The organism is Telluria mixta (assembly GCF_029223865.1).
GTDB classification, from domain to species: domain Bacteria; phylum Pseudomonadota; class Gammaproteobacteria; order Burkholderiales; family Burkholderiaceae_D; genus Telluria; species Telluria mixta.
The window spans coordinates 6925668-6939546 of record NZ_CP119520.1 but is presented as its reverse complement, the minus strand read 5'-3'; the positions used below and the strand labels follow the sequence as shown (position 1 = coordinate 6939546).

13 protein-coding genes are annotated in these 13879 nt (G+C 63.9%); 11 read left to right on the top strand and 2 right to left on the bottom strand.

Annotated elements, in window-relative coordinates; translation table 11 throughout:
* Nucleotides 1-3 precede the first annotated feature (3 nt).
* Nucleotides 4-912 carry a LysR substrate-binding domain-containing protein gene (locus tag P0M04_RS30450; protein WP_259450285.1) on the bottom strand — a complete coding sequence of 303 codons (909 nt, stop codon included), beginning with the start codon at nucleotides 910-912 and terminating at the stop codon, nucleotides 4-6.
* A gap of 272 nt (nucleotides 913-1184) precedes the next feature.
* Here P0M04_RS30450 and P0M04_RS30445 point away from each other — a divergent pair, with 272 nt between their 5' ends.
* From P0M04_RS30445 to P0M04_RS30410, 8 genes are all read left to right on the top strand, one after another.
* Nucleotides 1185-2171, top strand: coding sequence for a VOC family protein (locus P0M04_RS30445; protein WP_259450284.1), 987 nt, complete (start codon nucleotides 1185-1187; stop codon nucleotides 2169-2171).
* Between the two features lie 35 nt (nucleotides 2172-2206).
* On the top strand, nucleotides 2207-3346 hold the full coding sequence (locus tag P0M04_RS30440) for an FAD-dependent oxidoreductase (RefSeq protein WP_259450283.1): 1140 nt from the start codon (nucleotides 2207-2209) through the stop codon (nucleotides 3344-3346).
* Nucleotides 3347-3381: 35 nt separating this feature from the next.
* Entirely contained in the window at nucleotides 3382-4311 is a 930-nt protein-coding gene (kce, locus tag P0M04_RS30435) for a 3,5-dioxohexanoate:acetyl-CoA acetone transferase (RefSeq protein ID WP_259450282.1), read from the top strand.
* Nucleotides 4312-4352: 41 nt separating this feature from the next.
* The gene (locus P0M04_RS30430; protein WP_259450281.1) at nucleotides 4353-5174 is read left to right on the top strand and encodes an EthD domain-containing protein; all 822 of its coding nucleotides are present in this window, start codon (nucleotides 4353-4355) and stop codon (nucleotides 5172-5174) included.
* Between the two features lie 59 nt (nucleotides 5175-5233).
* The gene (locus tag P0M04_RS30425) at nucleotides 5234-6409 is read left to right on the top strand and encodes an alpha/beta hydrolase family protein (protein WP_259450280.1); all 1176 of its coding nucleotides are present in this window, start codon (nucleotides 5234-5236) and stop codon (nucleotides 6407-6409) included.
* On the top strand, nucleotides 6406-7182 hold the full coding sequence (locus tag P0M04_RS30420; RefSeq protein WP_259450279.1) for a cyclase family protein: 777 nt from the start codon (nucleotides 6406-6408) through the stop codon (nucleotides 7180-7182). Before P0M04_RS30425 ends, P0M04_RS30420 begins: the two co-directional genes overlap by 4 nt.
* Nucleotides 7183-7301: 119 nt before the next feature.
* The gene (locus P0M04_RS30415) at nucleotides 7302-8273 is read left to right on the top strand and encodes a LysR family transcriptional regulator (RefSeq protein ID WP_259450278.1); all 972 of its coding nucleotides are present in this window, start codon (nucleotides 7302-7304) and stop codon (nucleotides 8271-8273) included.
* Nucleotides 8274-8364: 91 nt separating this feature from the next.
* On the top strand, nucleotides 8365-9132 hold the full coding sequence (locus tag P0M04_RS30410; RefSeq protein ID WP_259450277.1) for a VOC family protein: 768 nt from the start codon (nucleotides 8365-8367) through the stop codon (nucleotides 9130-9132).
* 46 nt (nucleotides 9133-9178) lie between these two features.
* Here the strand turns inward: P0M04_RS30410 and P0M04_RS30405 are convergent, their stop codons facing one another.
* The gene (locus P0M04_RS30405; protein WP_281042192.1) at nucleotides 9179-9844 is read right to left on the bottom strand and encodes a TetR/AcrR family transcriptional regulator; all 666 of its coding nucleotides are present in this window, start codon (nucleotides 9842-9844) and stop codon (nucleotides 9179-9181) included.
* Nucleotides 9845-9955: 111 nt separating this feature from the next.
* Here P0M04_RS30405 and P0M04_RS30400 point away from each other — a divergent pair, with 111 nt between their 5' ends.
* The 3 genes from P0M04_RS30400 to P0M04_RS30390 are packed head-to-tail and all read left to right on the top strand — an operon-like array spanning nucleotide 9956 to nucleotide 13877.
* Nucleotides 9956-10957 (top strand): HlyD family secretion protein, encoded by a 1002-nt coding sequence (locus P0M04_RS30400; RefSeq protein ID WP_259450275.1) that lies wholly within the window; start codon nucleotides 9956-9958, stop codon nucleotides 10955-10957.
* Nucleotides 10954-12735, top strand: coding sequence for an ATP-binding cassette domain-containing protein (locus P0M04_RS30395; RefSeq protein WP_259450274.1), 1782 nt, complete (start codon nucleotides 10954-10956; stop codon nucleotides 12733-12735). The genes P0M04_RS30400 and P0M04_RS30395 overlap by 4 nt, the downstream gene beginning before the upstream one ends.
* A complete protein-coding gene (locus tag P0M04_RS30390) occupies nucleotides 12732-13877 on the top strand; it encodes an ABC transporter permease (protein ID WP_259450273.1) in 1146 nt (381 codons plus the stop codon). Before P0M04_RS30395 ends, P0M04_RS30390 begins: the two co-directional genes overlap by 4 nt.
* The last annotated feature ends 2 nt before the right edge of the window (nucleotides 13878-13879 follow it).

Genomic DNA, 13879 nt, shown 5'->3' with positions numbered 1-13879 from the left:
CCCTCAATCGAGGGTGCCGGCCACGCGTCGCAACAGGTCGCGGAACCATGCAATGGCCGGGTCGTGTTCCTGGTACTTGTGCCATTGCAGCGTTTCCGCGAGCACGGGCATCGGGAGCGGGCAGGGCAGCAGCCTGAGCGGATGACTCAAGGCCAACAACTTCGCCAGCCGGGTCTGCACAGTGGCGATCCGGCGCGTTCCCAGCAGCAGCTGGGGAACGACGGTGAAGTTCGGGGCCATCACTTCCCTGCGCCGTACATACTCGTGCTTGGCGATAACACGTTCGTCGGAGGTGGTGAGGCGCCCCGCACCCCATTCGATGATGACATGGCCAAGGCTCAGGTAGGCGTCCAGGCTGAGTTCTTCCCGAACATCCTCGTTGCCGATCCAGCTCAGGCAAGACCAGGTGTCCTCGAACAGCGGTTCGCTGGGATGCCCCGGTGCCTTGTAGAAGTCTGGCCCAATCAACATATCCACTTCCCCGTTGTCGAGATTCGCGAGAGATTGCGTCCCGATCAGGCGCAAGTCGAACTGCATGTGCGGTGCTTCGTGCCAAGCCCGTCTCAGGACCTCCCCGAGAAACACGTTCATTACGTAGTCCGACGCTTCGATCGTGATCTTGCGCGTCGATGTCATGGGGACGAACGACGGATCCGTGGTGATGATCGCCTGGATCTGGAGCAGTACCTCGCGTACCGGCTTCTGCATGCTTTCTGCCCTGGGCGTCAATACCATGGTCTTGCCGATCTGGACCAGCAGTTCATCCTTGAAATAGTCACGCAGACGCGCCAGGGCGCAACTGGCGGCGGGCGGGCTCAGGAAGAGACGCTCAGCCGCCCGTTTCACGCTGCGTTCGCTCAATACTGCATCCAGGACAACCAGTTGATTCAAGTCGAGTTTATTCAGTCGCATGCACTACCTCCATGGCGATGAGTTTATCGCGTAAAGGTAAAAAGTGAAAAGGATAAACTGTACACAGCCATGGGAGAGGCTCATCATCGAGTCCAGATATTAAAAACCAAACATAAAACTCAGGAGACATCCCATGCTGCCCGCCGCATCTCCCGCCTAGTTTTACCCATCATTTTTCTGGCAGTGCACGGAACGGTGCACGCCGACATCCCCCGATCCTGTTTTTCTCTGCCTGGACAGAGAGGGGGTAACTCATCTTAAGGATTCGCAACATGGCAATTGTAGGAATCGAGACCTTGACTTATGGAGTGGAAAACGTGCAGGAATGCACGCGCTTCTTTACCGACTTTGGCCTTCCGCTCGTCTCCAGCAGCGAGACCGAAGCGGAATTCCGCCTGGAAGAAGGGTCGCGTGTGCGCATCTTCGACCTCAACGATAACCGCCTGCCGCAATCGAGCCTGGTCGGGCCTGGCGTGCGCGAAGTGATCTGGGGTGTCGACAGCGAGGAAGCGTTGCATGCATTGGTCGCCAACCTGCGCAGCGATCGCACGGTCACGGTCGACGACGACGGGACGGCGCACTTCCTGACCGATTGCGGCCTGGCATTCGGCCTGCGCCTCTTCACGAAAAAGCAGGTGGTGAACAGCCCGGACCCGGTGAATGCGCCGGGCGTCGTCAATCGCCTGAACACGCATCGGAAATGGCGTACGCGTGCGCGGCCGAAGGCCATCCAGCACGTCGTATTCGCCGTCAAGGATTTCCAGAAAACGTACGAGTTCATGCGGACCCGGCTGCACTTCCGTCTCAGCGATTACCAGCGCACCTTCGGGGTTTATTTGCGCGCGGAAGGCAGCAATAGCCATCACAACCTGTTCCTGCTGAACGCGAGCCTGCCATTCCCCGGCATGGATGGACAGCCGCGCTTTCACCACGCGAACTTCGGCGTCGAGGACATCGACGAAATCATGGTCGGCGCGAATTACATGGAAAGGCAGGGCTGGCCGAAATCCCACCTGGGCCTTGGCCGCCACCGCGTGGACTCGGCGCTGTTTTTCTACCTGCCGTGTCCCACCGGCGGCGAGGCCGAATACGGCACGGATGGCGACTTCCTCGATGACAGCTGGGTGCCGCGCGAATGGCCGGTGCCGTTGTTCGGCTATGCCCACTTCGTGCATAACCTGCCCGGGTGGCTCGCCGAACAACCCGAGTGGCAGGTCAAGTACCTGCCGACAGGCGACCTGCCGCACGACGCCGCCTGATCAGGTTCGCAACGTAGACACTATTCGAGAACAACATGTCCATTGTCCAGAAAGTCCTCATCATCGGCGGCGGTATCGGCGGCCTGACCGCCGCGATCGCCCTGAAACGCAAAGGCATCGATGCGGAAGTCATCGAGCAAAACCCGGCGTGGTCCGTGTATGGCGTCGGCATCATCCAGCCGTCCAACTTGCTGCGCGCGTTGCGCAGCCTCGACCTGGGCGACGCGTGCCTCGAACAGGGCAAGGGTTTTCTCGGCTGGAATTTCTGCGATGTGCAAGGCAACGTGCTGGCACAAGTCCCGAGCGAGAATGTTGCGGGCCCCGGCTATCCGCCCGTGAACGGGATCTCGCGGCCGGCCCTGCACAAGATCCTCACCGACGCCACGCTTGCGCAGGGGACCCATGTCCGGCTGGGTGTAACCGCGACCGCGTTCGAAGAGCGCAAGGAAGGCGTTCGCGTCTCCTTCAGCGACGGTACGCAAAACACCTATGACCTCGTGATCGGCGCGGACGGGGCGTATTCGAAAACCCGTGCCCAGTTGTTCGGTGACGAATGCCGGCCCCATTACACCGGCCAGGCCGTGTGGAGGTACAACTTTGCGCGCCCGCGCGACATGCACTGGGGCTCTTTGCATTACGGGAAAAAGAGCAAGGCGGGATTGGTGCCGTTGTCCGAAACCACGATGTATCTGTTTCTCGTGACGGCGGAAGCGGGGAATCCGCGCATGCTGGCAGACCAGCTTCATGTGCTGCTGAGGGAACGACTGGCGGAATACGGCGGCATCGTGGGCGGCCTGCGCGACCAGATCACCGATCCTGCCGCCGTGGTGTACCGGCCGATGGAGGTGCTGATGATGCCGGCCCCGTGGTACCGCGGCCGTGTCGTGCTGATCGGCGACGCCGCCCACTCCGGTACGCCACATCTGGCGGAAGGTGCCGCGATGGCCATCGAAGACTCGGTCGTGTTGGCCGAGCTCCTGGCACAAGATCCCGACCTCAAATCCGCCCTCAACCGCTTCGTCCTGCGCCGCCTGCCGAGGACGCAATTGGTCTATGAGACCGGTGTGCGCCTCGGCGAATGGGAGCAGGCGGAATGGGCCGGTACGCCGGATCCGGCTGCCGATCATGGCGCATTGTTCAGCCGGGCCTACGCGCAGCTGATGGGGCCGATCTAAGTGGTGCGCAAACGATATTCAATGGAAGAGGAATCATGAGCAAAGTCATTATCAGTTGTGCGGTGACCGGCGCAATTCATACGCCGTCGATGTCGGAGTATCTGCCCCTGACGCCAGACGAGATCGCGGAGCAGGCGATCGAGGCCGCGGAGGCGGGCGCCGCCATCTTGCACCTGCATGCGCGCGACCCGGTCGACGGCCGGCCAAGCGCGGATCCGGCGGTGTTCCGGCAGTTCGTGCCGAGGATCGCGGCGGCCACGAACGCGGTGATCAACATCACCACGGGCGGCAGCATCAAGATGACGCTGGAAGAGCGTCTCGCGTATCCGCTGGCAGCGGGTCCCGAAATGTGCTCGCTCAACATGGGGTCGATGAATTTCTCGATCCACCCGGCGGCGCGCAAGATCAAGGACTGGCGCCACGACTGGGAAAAGCCCTATGTCGAAGGTATGGAAGACCTCATCTTCCGCAACACCTTCCGCGACATCAAGCACATCCTGAAAGTGCTGGGCGAAGAACGCGGGACACGCTTCGAATTCGAATGCTACGACCTGGGCCACCTGTATAACCTGGCGCACTTCGTGGATGAGGGCTTGCTCAAGCCACCGTTCTTCATCCAGTCGATCTACGGCATCCTGGGCGGTATGGGGCCGGATCCCGAAAACCTGGCGATCATGCGGACCACTGCGGACCGACTGTTCGGTCGGGACAACTACATGTTTTCGATCCTTGGTGCCGGACGTCATCAGATGTCCCTGCTCACCATGGGCGCGATCATGGGCGGCAATGTCAGGGTCGGTCTCGAGGACAGCCTGTATCTCGGCAAAGGTCGCATGGCGACGTCGAACGCGGAGCAGGTCAGGAAGATCCGGCGCATCCTCGAGGAGCTGTCGCTGGAGGTGGCGACGCCGGACGAGGCGCGGTCCATGCTTGGCCTGAAGGGGCCGCAGTCGGTGAAGTTTTGACCAACAGACCAGGTACATGGCGACGCCAATGGCTCACGGGGATGACCGCTCTCGCGCAGTCCCATTGCGTCCATCCATTCGCCTCACCCGACACAGCGTTCGCCCAACCCAATCGCGCCATGCTAAAAGTCATTCTCGTCCCGCGTCGCAACCCACAAATGACGCGCCCGCAGTTCTTCGACCATCTGACCAATCACCATGCGCCGCTGGTCAAGAGCGTGCCCGAGTTCACACGCTTTTTGAAACGCTACGTGCAGAACCATACTCGCCTGCCGGCTGAAGGGGCGGACTGCGTCACGCCTTACCGCCGCGCCACCGACCGCGACTCGGTCATCGAGTTGTGGTTCGACGACGCCGACGGGCTGCATCGCGGACTCGCCGAGCCGCGCTATCAAGAGCTCATCCGGCCGGACGAGGCGAGGTTCAACGACCTGTCCAGCCTCATCATCCTGGCTACCCGTGAAAGCGGCGGCCTGGCTGCCGATGGCCAGCCATCCGACTGCAAGCTGTTCGACGTCCTGAAGCGTCGCAACGATATCTCGCGGGAAGAGTTTGCCGTCCGCTGGGAGCGGCACTGCGATCTGCTGCAGGCGCGGGGCCTCTATCGCGGCAGCGTGCGCAAGATGACACGAAACGTGGTGGTTCCCGATGACGTCAACCCGTTCGGCCACGCTGCCGACTTCGACGGCGTGATGGAAACATGGCTGGGAACGTTTGCGGATGCGGGAGCGATTGCGAAGCTGCAGTCGGAAGACCAGGAGGTCGCCGAGAGCCTGGCGCGCTTCGTCGACAGGGCGGGGTCGTTCAGCCTGCTTGCGGTGGAGCGCCCCATCATCAACGCACCTGCCTGGACGAGCGCCTGAGGCACCGCACGCGCTTGTTCACCGGCGCGGATCATCAGATTCAATGAAAGGAATTCGATATGCTTGAATATTTTCCCACTAACTATGTGTGGAACCTGTCCACCAACCTTGCCCTTGCCATGGGGGGCAACATCGGCGAAATCGACGTCATTTGCCGCCAGCTGATCGATGCGTCCAGGCGCGGGGACGATGAGGGCACCGAAGCGTTCTTCAACGCCTGGTGCGCACAGGCGGACCGCCTGGTGGAACTGGCCGCCGAGGACATCGCGGCGGGCCGCCGCCTGAGCGCGGGTGCGAAGTTCGGCCGCGCGTCCACCTACTACCTGACGGCGGAACGCATGCAGCACCGGGACTATGCGCCGCGCAAGGTGGCATACCAGAAGATGCTGGACAGCTTCGCGAAATTCACTGAGTTGGGCGAGGAGAACTGCGAGCGCGTGACGATTCCCTACAACGGGAAAACGCTGGCGGGCCTGTTCGTGAAGGCGAACCCGGCTGGCGGCAAGCCGGCGCCTTGCCTGGCGTTCTTCAATGGCCTGGACAGCACCAAGGAAATGATTTACGGCTCGGGCATCCAGCAGGCGCTGGCGGCGCGCGGCGTATCGAGTATCTCCGTCGACCAGCCGGGCGTCGGCGAAGCGTTGAGACTGGAAGAGCTGACGGCGATCGTCGAGGCCGAGCAATGGGCCGGCGCAGTCGTCGACTATCTGGAGACGCGCGCCGATGTCGCGTCCAACCTGATCGGCGTGGGCGCCTGGTCGCTTGGCGGCTATTACGCGCCCCGGGCGGCAGCCATGGAAAAGCGCTTCAGGCTGTGCGTCGCGTGGGGCGCCAATTTCAACTGGGGCGAATTGCAGCGCCGCCGTCTCGCACGCGAAGGTGACCGCCCGGTACCGCATTATTGGGAGCACGTGCAGTGGGTATGGGGCAAGAAGACGCTGGACGAGTTCATGGCGTTTGCACCTGCAGTCACGCTGCAGCCTGTCATCGACAAGATCACGGTTCCCTTCCTGATCACGCATGGCGCCAACGACCGTCAGATTCCGCAGGAATACGCGCATCAGCAGTACGAGGGCGCGGTCAACAGCCCCAAGCGCGAACTGAAGTTCTTCACGCCGCGCGAGGGAGGCGTGGAGCACTGTAGCGCCGATAACATGGCGAATGGTCGTGACTACATCGCCGACTGGGTGGCGCAGACCTTCGTGGAACTGGGTGCGGAAGGAGTGCGCACATGAGCCGTCGCATCGTGGATTTGTCGATTTTCCTGGAAAACGATGTGATCTCGGATCCTCCCATCTATCGGCCGAAGATCGACTACATCGATCACAACATGTCGGCGCCGGAACTGATCGGGTTCTTTCCTGGACTGAAGCAGGAAGACTTGCCTGACGAAGAGGCGTGGGCCATCGAACGCATCCAGCTGATCACCCACAACGGTACCCACCTGGACGCTCCCTACCATTTCGCGTCCACGATGAACGAAGGAGAACGCGCCATCACGATCGACGAAGTGCCGTTGGAATGGTGTTTCCAGCCGGGTGTCAAGCTGGATTTCCGTCATTTCGAGGATGGCTACGTGGTAACGGCCGATGACGTCGACGCTGAACTGCGGCGCATCGGGCACACGCTGAAACCGTTTGAAATCGTCGTCGTCAACACCGCTGCCGGAAAACGCTACGGTCAGGACGATTATGTGACCGCAGGCTGCGGCATGGGTATGGAAGCCACGCTGTACCTGCTCGAACGCGGTGTGCGCGTCACGGGCACGGATGGCTGGAGCTGGGATGCGCCGTTCGTGCACACGAGGGAGAAGTACGCGGCGACGCAGGACGCGTCCCTGATCTGGGAGGGCCACAAGGCCAGCCGCCATATCGGCTACTGCCACCTCGAGAAACTGCATAACCTGGAAGCGCTGCCGGCGAGCGGCTTCACCATCGCCTGCTTCCCATTCAAGATTCGAGCCGCGTCGGCGGGCTGGACCCGCGCTGTCGCGATTTTTGACGAGTAGGCATGCAGGAGCGGTTGCCGGATGCATTACCGCAGGCACCGGGAGCGTTTTCGCCCTTTCGGTGTCTTGATCTGCCGGAGCATTTTTATCGTTATCTTTTGTGACAGTGGAAGGGCACTATGCTTGATAACACTCGCCGACGCGTTTCAGATGAGCCGCTCAAAATCGACCTGAACCTCTTGAACGTCTTTGACGTGGTGATGACCGAACGAAACGTAACGCATGCGGCTGAGCGTCTGGGCCTGTCGCAACCAGCCGTCAGCAACGTGTTGAACCGGTTGCGGGCCCAGTTTCAGGATCAGTTATTCGTGAAGGCCGCCCGAGGTGTGGATCCCACGCCCAAAGCGATCGCGCTGTGGTCGGAAATCCATGGCGCCCTCAAACAACTTTACCGCACCGTGGACCCGAACAGTTTTTGTGCAGAGCATGCGGATATCAGCTTTCGCGTTTCGATCGCCGATTCACTGGCCGCGTTGCTGACCCCCTATTTATACCGGCGTATCCATGCCGCGGCGCCCAACGTGAAAATCGTGTTCGTCCCCCCCGATCCGGACCTCAATACGCCGAGACTCATGCGTGGCGAGATCGATTTCACCTTGGGCGTGGATCCGCCAAGGGCGTCTACGCTACAGAGCGCAAGAATCTGTTCGGAGACCTATGTCGTGACGGCGCGCAAAGGCCATCCGCTGTTTGACGAGGAGTTGACGCTCGAGTCGATTTGCGCCGCTCGCCATCTCGCCGTGAATCTGACCGGGGAGCCGAATCCGTCAAGCATTTTCGACGAGGCATTGACGGAGCTCGGCATGTCGCGGCAAATCTACCTGACGGTCAATCAGTTCCTGGTAGCGGCGTCCGTGCTTCAGGATTCCGACCTGATCGCGGTGCTGCCATCGAGACTCGTAATGGCGGCCGTGAAAGACGGGAAGATCAGCGTCGCGCCACTGCCGATGAAACTTCCCGACAAGGACCTCTATCTGAGTTGGCACAAGCGCAGCAATACGATGCCGGCACTGCTCTGGTTGAAGCAGCAACTGATTGAGGCGACCGAGCACTTGAACGAAGAATTCCACGAAATTTTTCCGTTGCCTTGATCATTCTTTGTCGGGTTTGCACGCCTCTGCAGTCCATCAGTCTGGCCATATCGATTGCTCCGATTCCGAATGACTTCCTTCTCAGGCAAGCATGAATATCCTTGGCATTGACCATTTGCTGTTCGGTGTAGATGACATCCCCCGTTGTGCCGAGTGGTTGATGTCGTTCGGTCTCGGCGACGTGGCCAGCGATCGTCATGGCCGCCGCCTTGCCGCAGCCGACGGCAGCGCAATCGTGTTGCGCGACAGTAAAGCATTGCATCTGCCGCCGGCGCCAACGGCAGGAGTGGCGTTTCGCGCGACGCGATACACCGTCGCGGACCGGCACGCGCTTGCCGCCATCGGCAAGGCGCTGGCGCGCGACAGGCACATCGACCAGGGGCCCGACGGCTCGCTACGCACGATGGACGACGCCGGCTTTTGTATCGAGTTCCAGTGCGACACGGATGCCGTGATATTCCGCGATGGCGACAGGAAGAAACCCGCACGGGCCCTGGTGCAGGTGGCCTATCGCGTGCCGGATGTGGAGAGGGCGGTGCGTTTCTACGTGCAGCGCCTGGGATTCCTGGTCCGCGGCCCGGATCTGTTGCGCGTGCCGGCAGGGAATACGCTGGTCCTGTTCCTTCAGGGCGCGCCTGGTCAGCCATGCATCGAACGTATTGCGTTCGCGTCCCGGGAGGCGCGCGATGCCGACGTGCATGGACCTCTGGGGTGTGCTATCGGGTGGGGCGAATGGGCCGCGGCGCGCGGCCTTCATGACGACCGGGATGGCCTTGTAGCCCATTCATTGGCCGGATACAGGCCGCAGCGCCACGTGTGCCCGTTCGACTGCCAGACGTCAAACGCGCATTTACTTTGACTGATGAAATTCCCCAGGTCCTGGCTGTGCATTGGCATCTGGTAGATCACATGGGAGCCGCGTCAACGCCCCCTTGTTGCCTGCCAACCGCCCTTAGGCCGGCAATGGCGAAGGCATACAGGTGCCTCGCCAGCACTTCCCTCGGCATCTGACGGATCGCCTGCGCGGGTCCGGGCACATCGCTCCCGGCCACGACCAGCATGAGGCAAGGCGCCGCGACGCTGACCATGCAGCGCAGCAGTGCAGGGTCGCCGGGCGCAATGCCGCTGACTTCGGAAAGGATGCGCCGCACGATCACCAGCTTGGGCTGGATTTCCTCGTTCATGAGGACGGACAGGTGAGAGCTGGGCGAAAGCACCTCGCGCGCGAGCAGGCGCGCGGGCCATCCGTTGCCGGCGAAGGCCGCGCCGAGCAGGACGTCGATCAGTCGCGCCAGTTTCTCCGTCGCCGGCAGCCCCGACGCATCGATGACCTCCAGGTCACCCAGTCCAATCAGTTGCCGATGCGCTTCAGCGAGGGCTGCCTGGTACAGGCCGCCCCGGCCGCCAAAATGGTAGTTGATGGACGCTACGTCGACGCCAGCCTGCCCGGCAATGGCCTTGTTCGTGGTTTCCGCAAACCCCGAGGCTGCAAACAGGGGGCCGGCGGCGTCGAGGATGCGCCGCGACGTAGTGTCGCCATCGGCTCTTGTCATTCGTTCTTGCTTAGTCATGGCGCACAGGATAACGCAGCGCACGTTTGGATTGCGTTTAAATCAAATTTAAATTAAATTTAAACTAATCCAGGTCATTCGCTCTCCGCCAGCGCGCGGACCGACCCCGTCATGAACAAAAAGATCGTTGGCATTGCCGTTCTCGCTGTCGTTGTCGTGGCCGCGGTTGCCGTCTGGTGGGCGCGTTCCCACCGGCGGCATGACGATGCCCTTGTATTTCAGGGTAACGTCGACCTGCGCCAGGTGACGCTGGCGTTCGACGGCAGCGGCCGGGTTGCCGAACTGCGTGCGGACGAGGGACAACGCGTGGCGGCGGGCACTGTTCTTGCCGTGCTGGATACCCAAACCTTGCGCCTGGAACTCGACCAGGCACGCGCGCAGGCCGCAGCCCAGCAACAGGTCGTCCAGCGCTTGCGCAACGGAGCGCGCCCCGAAGAAGTCGCCCAGGCACGCAGCCGCCTGGCCGCCGCCGAGGCGGACGCCGGGCGCGCCGGCCGCGATCTCGCACGGCAGCGGGAGATCGCCGCCAATACCCAGGGACGCGGCGTCAGCGCGCAGGAGCTGGACCATGCCGCCGACACGGCGCGCGGGGCGAATGCCAGGGTAGACGAAATGCGCGCCGCGCTGCGCCTCGTCGAGCGTGGTGCGCGGGCGGAAGACGTGGCCGGCGCCGAAGCGCAATGGAAGGCCGCGCTGGCGCAGGTCGCCGTACTCGAACACCAGATCGGCCAGGGCGAATTGAAGTCGCCGGTCGATGCGGTTGTCCGCGCGCGGCTGCTGGAAGCGGGCGACATGGCCACGCCCCAGCGTCCCGTCTTCACCCTGGCGCTCGACCGGCCGAAATGGGTGCGCATCTACGCCGGCGAACCCGATCTCGCGCGCATCAGGCCCGGCATGGCCGCGCGCGTGCGGACGGACGGCCACCCGGCGCCGCTGGCCGGCCACGTAGGTTATATCTCGTCGGTCGCCGAGTTTACGCCGAAATCGGTCCAGACCGAGGAGCTGCGTTCCAGCCTCGTCTACGAAGTGAGGGTGCTGGTCGACGATCCGGCCGACGTGCTCAGGCTGGGACAGCCGGCGAGCGTCCAGCTGGCGAACGGCGCGACGCCATGAACGGGGTACGCCCGGCCGTCGTGGCGGAGAACCTGGACAAGTGCTTTCACGGGCCCGGCGGCACGCTGCGTGCCGTGGACGATCTGTCGTTCAGGGTTGAGGCCGGCAGCCTGGTCGCGTTTGTCGGGCCGGACGGCGCCGGCAAGACCACCCTGATGCGCATGATGGCGGGCCTGCTGCGCCCGGACGGCGGGCGCCTGAGCGTGCTGGGTACCGACGTGGCGGCCGGGCCGCAGGCCGTGCAGGACCGCATCAGCTACATGCCGCAGCGCTTCGGCCTGTACGAGGACCTCAGCGTCCAGGAAAACCTCGACCTGTACGCCGACCTGCACGGCGTGCCCGCCGAGGTCCGGCGCGAGCGCTTCGGCCGCCTGCTCGACATGACGGACCTGGGCCGCTTCACGGCACGGCAGGCAGGACAGCTTTCCGGCGGCATGAAGCAGAAGCTCGGGCTGGCCTGCACCCTGGTGCGCTCGCCCGACTTGCTGCTGCTGGACGAGCCCAGCGTCGGCGTCGATCCCTTGTCGCGGCGCGACCTGTGGAAGATCGTGGAACAACTGGTCCGCGACGAGCGGCTCAGCGTCGTGGTCAGCACCGCCTACATGGACGAAGCCGAGCGTTGTGCGCAGGTGTTCGTCGTGAACAGGGGCAGGCTGCTGGCGCAAGGCACGCCCGATGCGTTGCGCGGACGCGCGCATGGCCTGACGTTCACGGCGGCGCCACCCGCCGGCGTGGCGGCGCGGGATTTGCAGGCCCGCCTGATCGACGCGCGCGACGTGATCCTCGACGCGGTGCCGAGGGGCGGTGCGGTGCGCTTCATCCGCGCGCCCGCCGCCGCGGGCGCCGCCGTCGATGCGCTGCTCGCCGGCGTCAGGGCCGAGGCAAGGCCGGAGGCGCTGGAAGATGCGTTCATGATGATGTTGCGCGAGCACGAGGCCGCCGCAGGCGATGGAAACGGGCCGACGCAGGCCGCGCCGCCATCGGCCCCGCGATCCGCGCCGGCGGCGGCCGACAAGCCCGCCATCGTCGTGCGCGACCTGGTGCGCAAGTTCGGCGATTTCACTGCCGTCGCCAGCACCTCGTTCGACGTGAGGCGGGGCGAGATCTTCGGCCTGCTCGGCCCGAACGGCGCGGGCAAGACGACCACGTTCCGCATGCTGTGCGGCCTGTTGCCCGCCACCTCCGGCCACCTGGAAGTGGCGGGCGTCGACCTGCGCCGCGCACGCGCCACCGCGCGCGCGCGCATCGGCTATGTCTCGCAAAAATTCGCGCTGTACGGCAACCTGACGGTGCGCGAGAACCTCGCGTTCTTCGGCGGCGCCTACGGCTTGCGCGGGCGCGCGCTGCGCGAACGGATCGATGCGGCCCTGAAGCAGTTCGCGCTCGATCCATCGGCCCCGAGCGGCGAACTTCCCGGCGGCTACAAGCAGCGCCTGGCGATGGCAGCCGGGTTGCTGCATGAGCCGGACATTCTGTTCCTCGACGAACCCACCAGCGGCATCGATCCGCTGGCCCGGCGCGACTTCTGGCGTACCATCACGGCACTGGCGCGGCGCGGCGTGACGATCATCGTCACCACCCACTTCATGGAGGAAGCGGAATACTGCGATCGCGTCGCGATCCAGGACGCCGGCCGCGTGCTGGCCCTGGGAACCCCGGAACAGGTGCGCGCGCAGGGGGGCGCCGGGCACGCCGGCGACATGGACAGCGCTTTCATCGCGATCGTCGAACAGGGGCGCAGGCAAGCGGAGAATGCGGGCGAAGGGGGGCGGGCATGACCGGTCCAGGCGCCACGCCGCGCTCCGGCTTCGCGCAACGCTTCGCCGCGCTGCTGCGCAAGGAGATGCGCCAGATGCTGCGCGACCGGGGCAACCTGGCCGTGGGCCTGCTGCTGCCGGTGATGCTGATCCTGCTGTTCGGTTACGGCCTGTCCTTCGACGTCAGGAATGCGCCGGTAGCGGTGGTATTGGAGGACCTGTCGCCGACGGCGCACGACGTCGTCGCCGGGCTGCGCGGTTCGCCTTACCTGGCACCGGTCCGGGCAGCCTCGATGACGGACGCCGTCGAGCGCATGCGACTGGGGGAGGTGGCTGCCATCGTGCGCGTGCCGCCCGACTTCTCGCGCCGGCTGGCGGCGGGCGATGCGCGCGTCCAGCTCGTGCTGAACGGCGTCGATTCCACGACCGCGACCGCGCTGGAAGGCTATGTCGGCGGCGCGATCGGCACCTGGGCGCAGCACCGGCAGGACCGGGGCGGCGGCCGGGCCGCCGCCGGAGGTATCGAGGTCGTGCCGCGCGTCTGGTTCAACGAAGCCAATACCAGCACCTGGTACCTGGTGCCCGGCCTGCTGGCGCTGGTGATGACGCTGATCGGCGCCTTTCTCACGTCGCTGCTGATCGCGCGCGAGTGGGAGCGCGGCACGCTCGAATCGTTGTTCGTGACCCCGGTGCGGCCGACGGAAATCGTGCTTGCCAAGCTGGCGCCCTACCTGGTGGTCGGCGCCATCGACCTTGTGCTGTGCCTGCTGGCCGCGCGTTTCCTGTTCCACGTGCCGATGCGCGGTTCGCTGGCGGTCATCGTCGCCGCCTCGCTGTTGTACCTGGTGGTGTCGCTGCTGCTGGGGCTGTTCATCTCCGGGGTGACACGCAGCCAGTTCAAGGCGAGCCAGGTCGCCCTGCTGGCGAGCTTCATGCCGGCCATGATGTTGTCCGGCTTTGTCTTCGACCTGCGCAACATGCCGGTCGTCGTCCAGATCGTCAGCCAGATCCTGCCCGCGACGCACTTCATGGGACTGATCAAGACCCTGTTCCTGGCCGGAGACAACTGGCGCCTGATCGTGCGCGACTGCGCCATCCTGATGCTCTACATCGCCGCGCTGTTCCTCGCCACGCGCCGCACGATGCGCAAGTCCCTGGAGTGAAC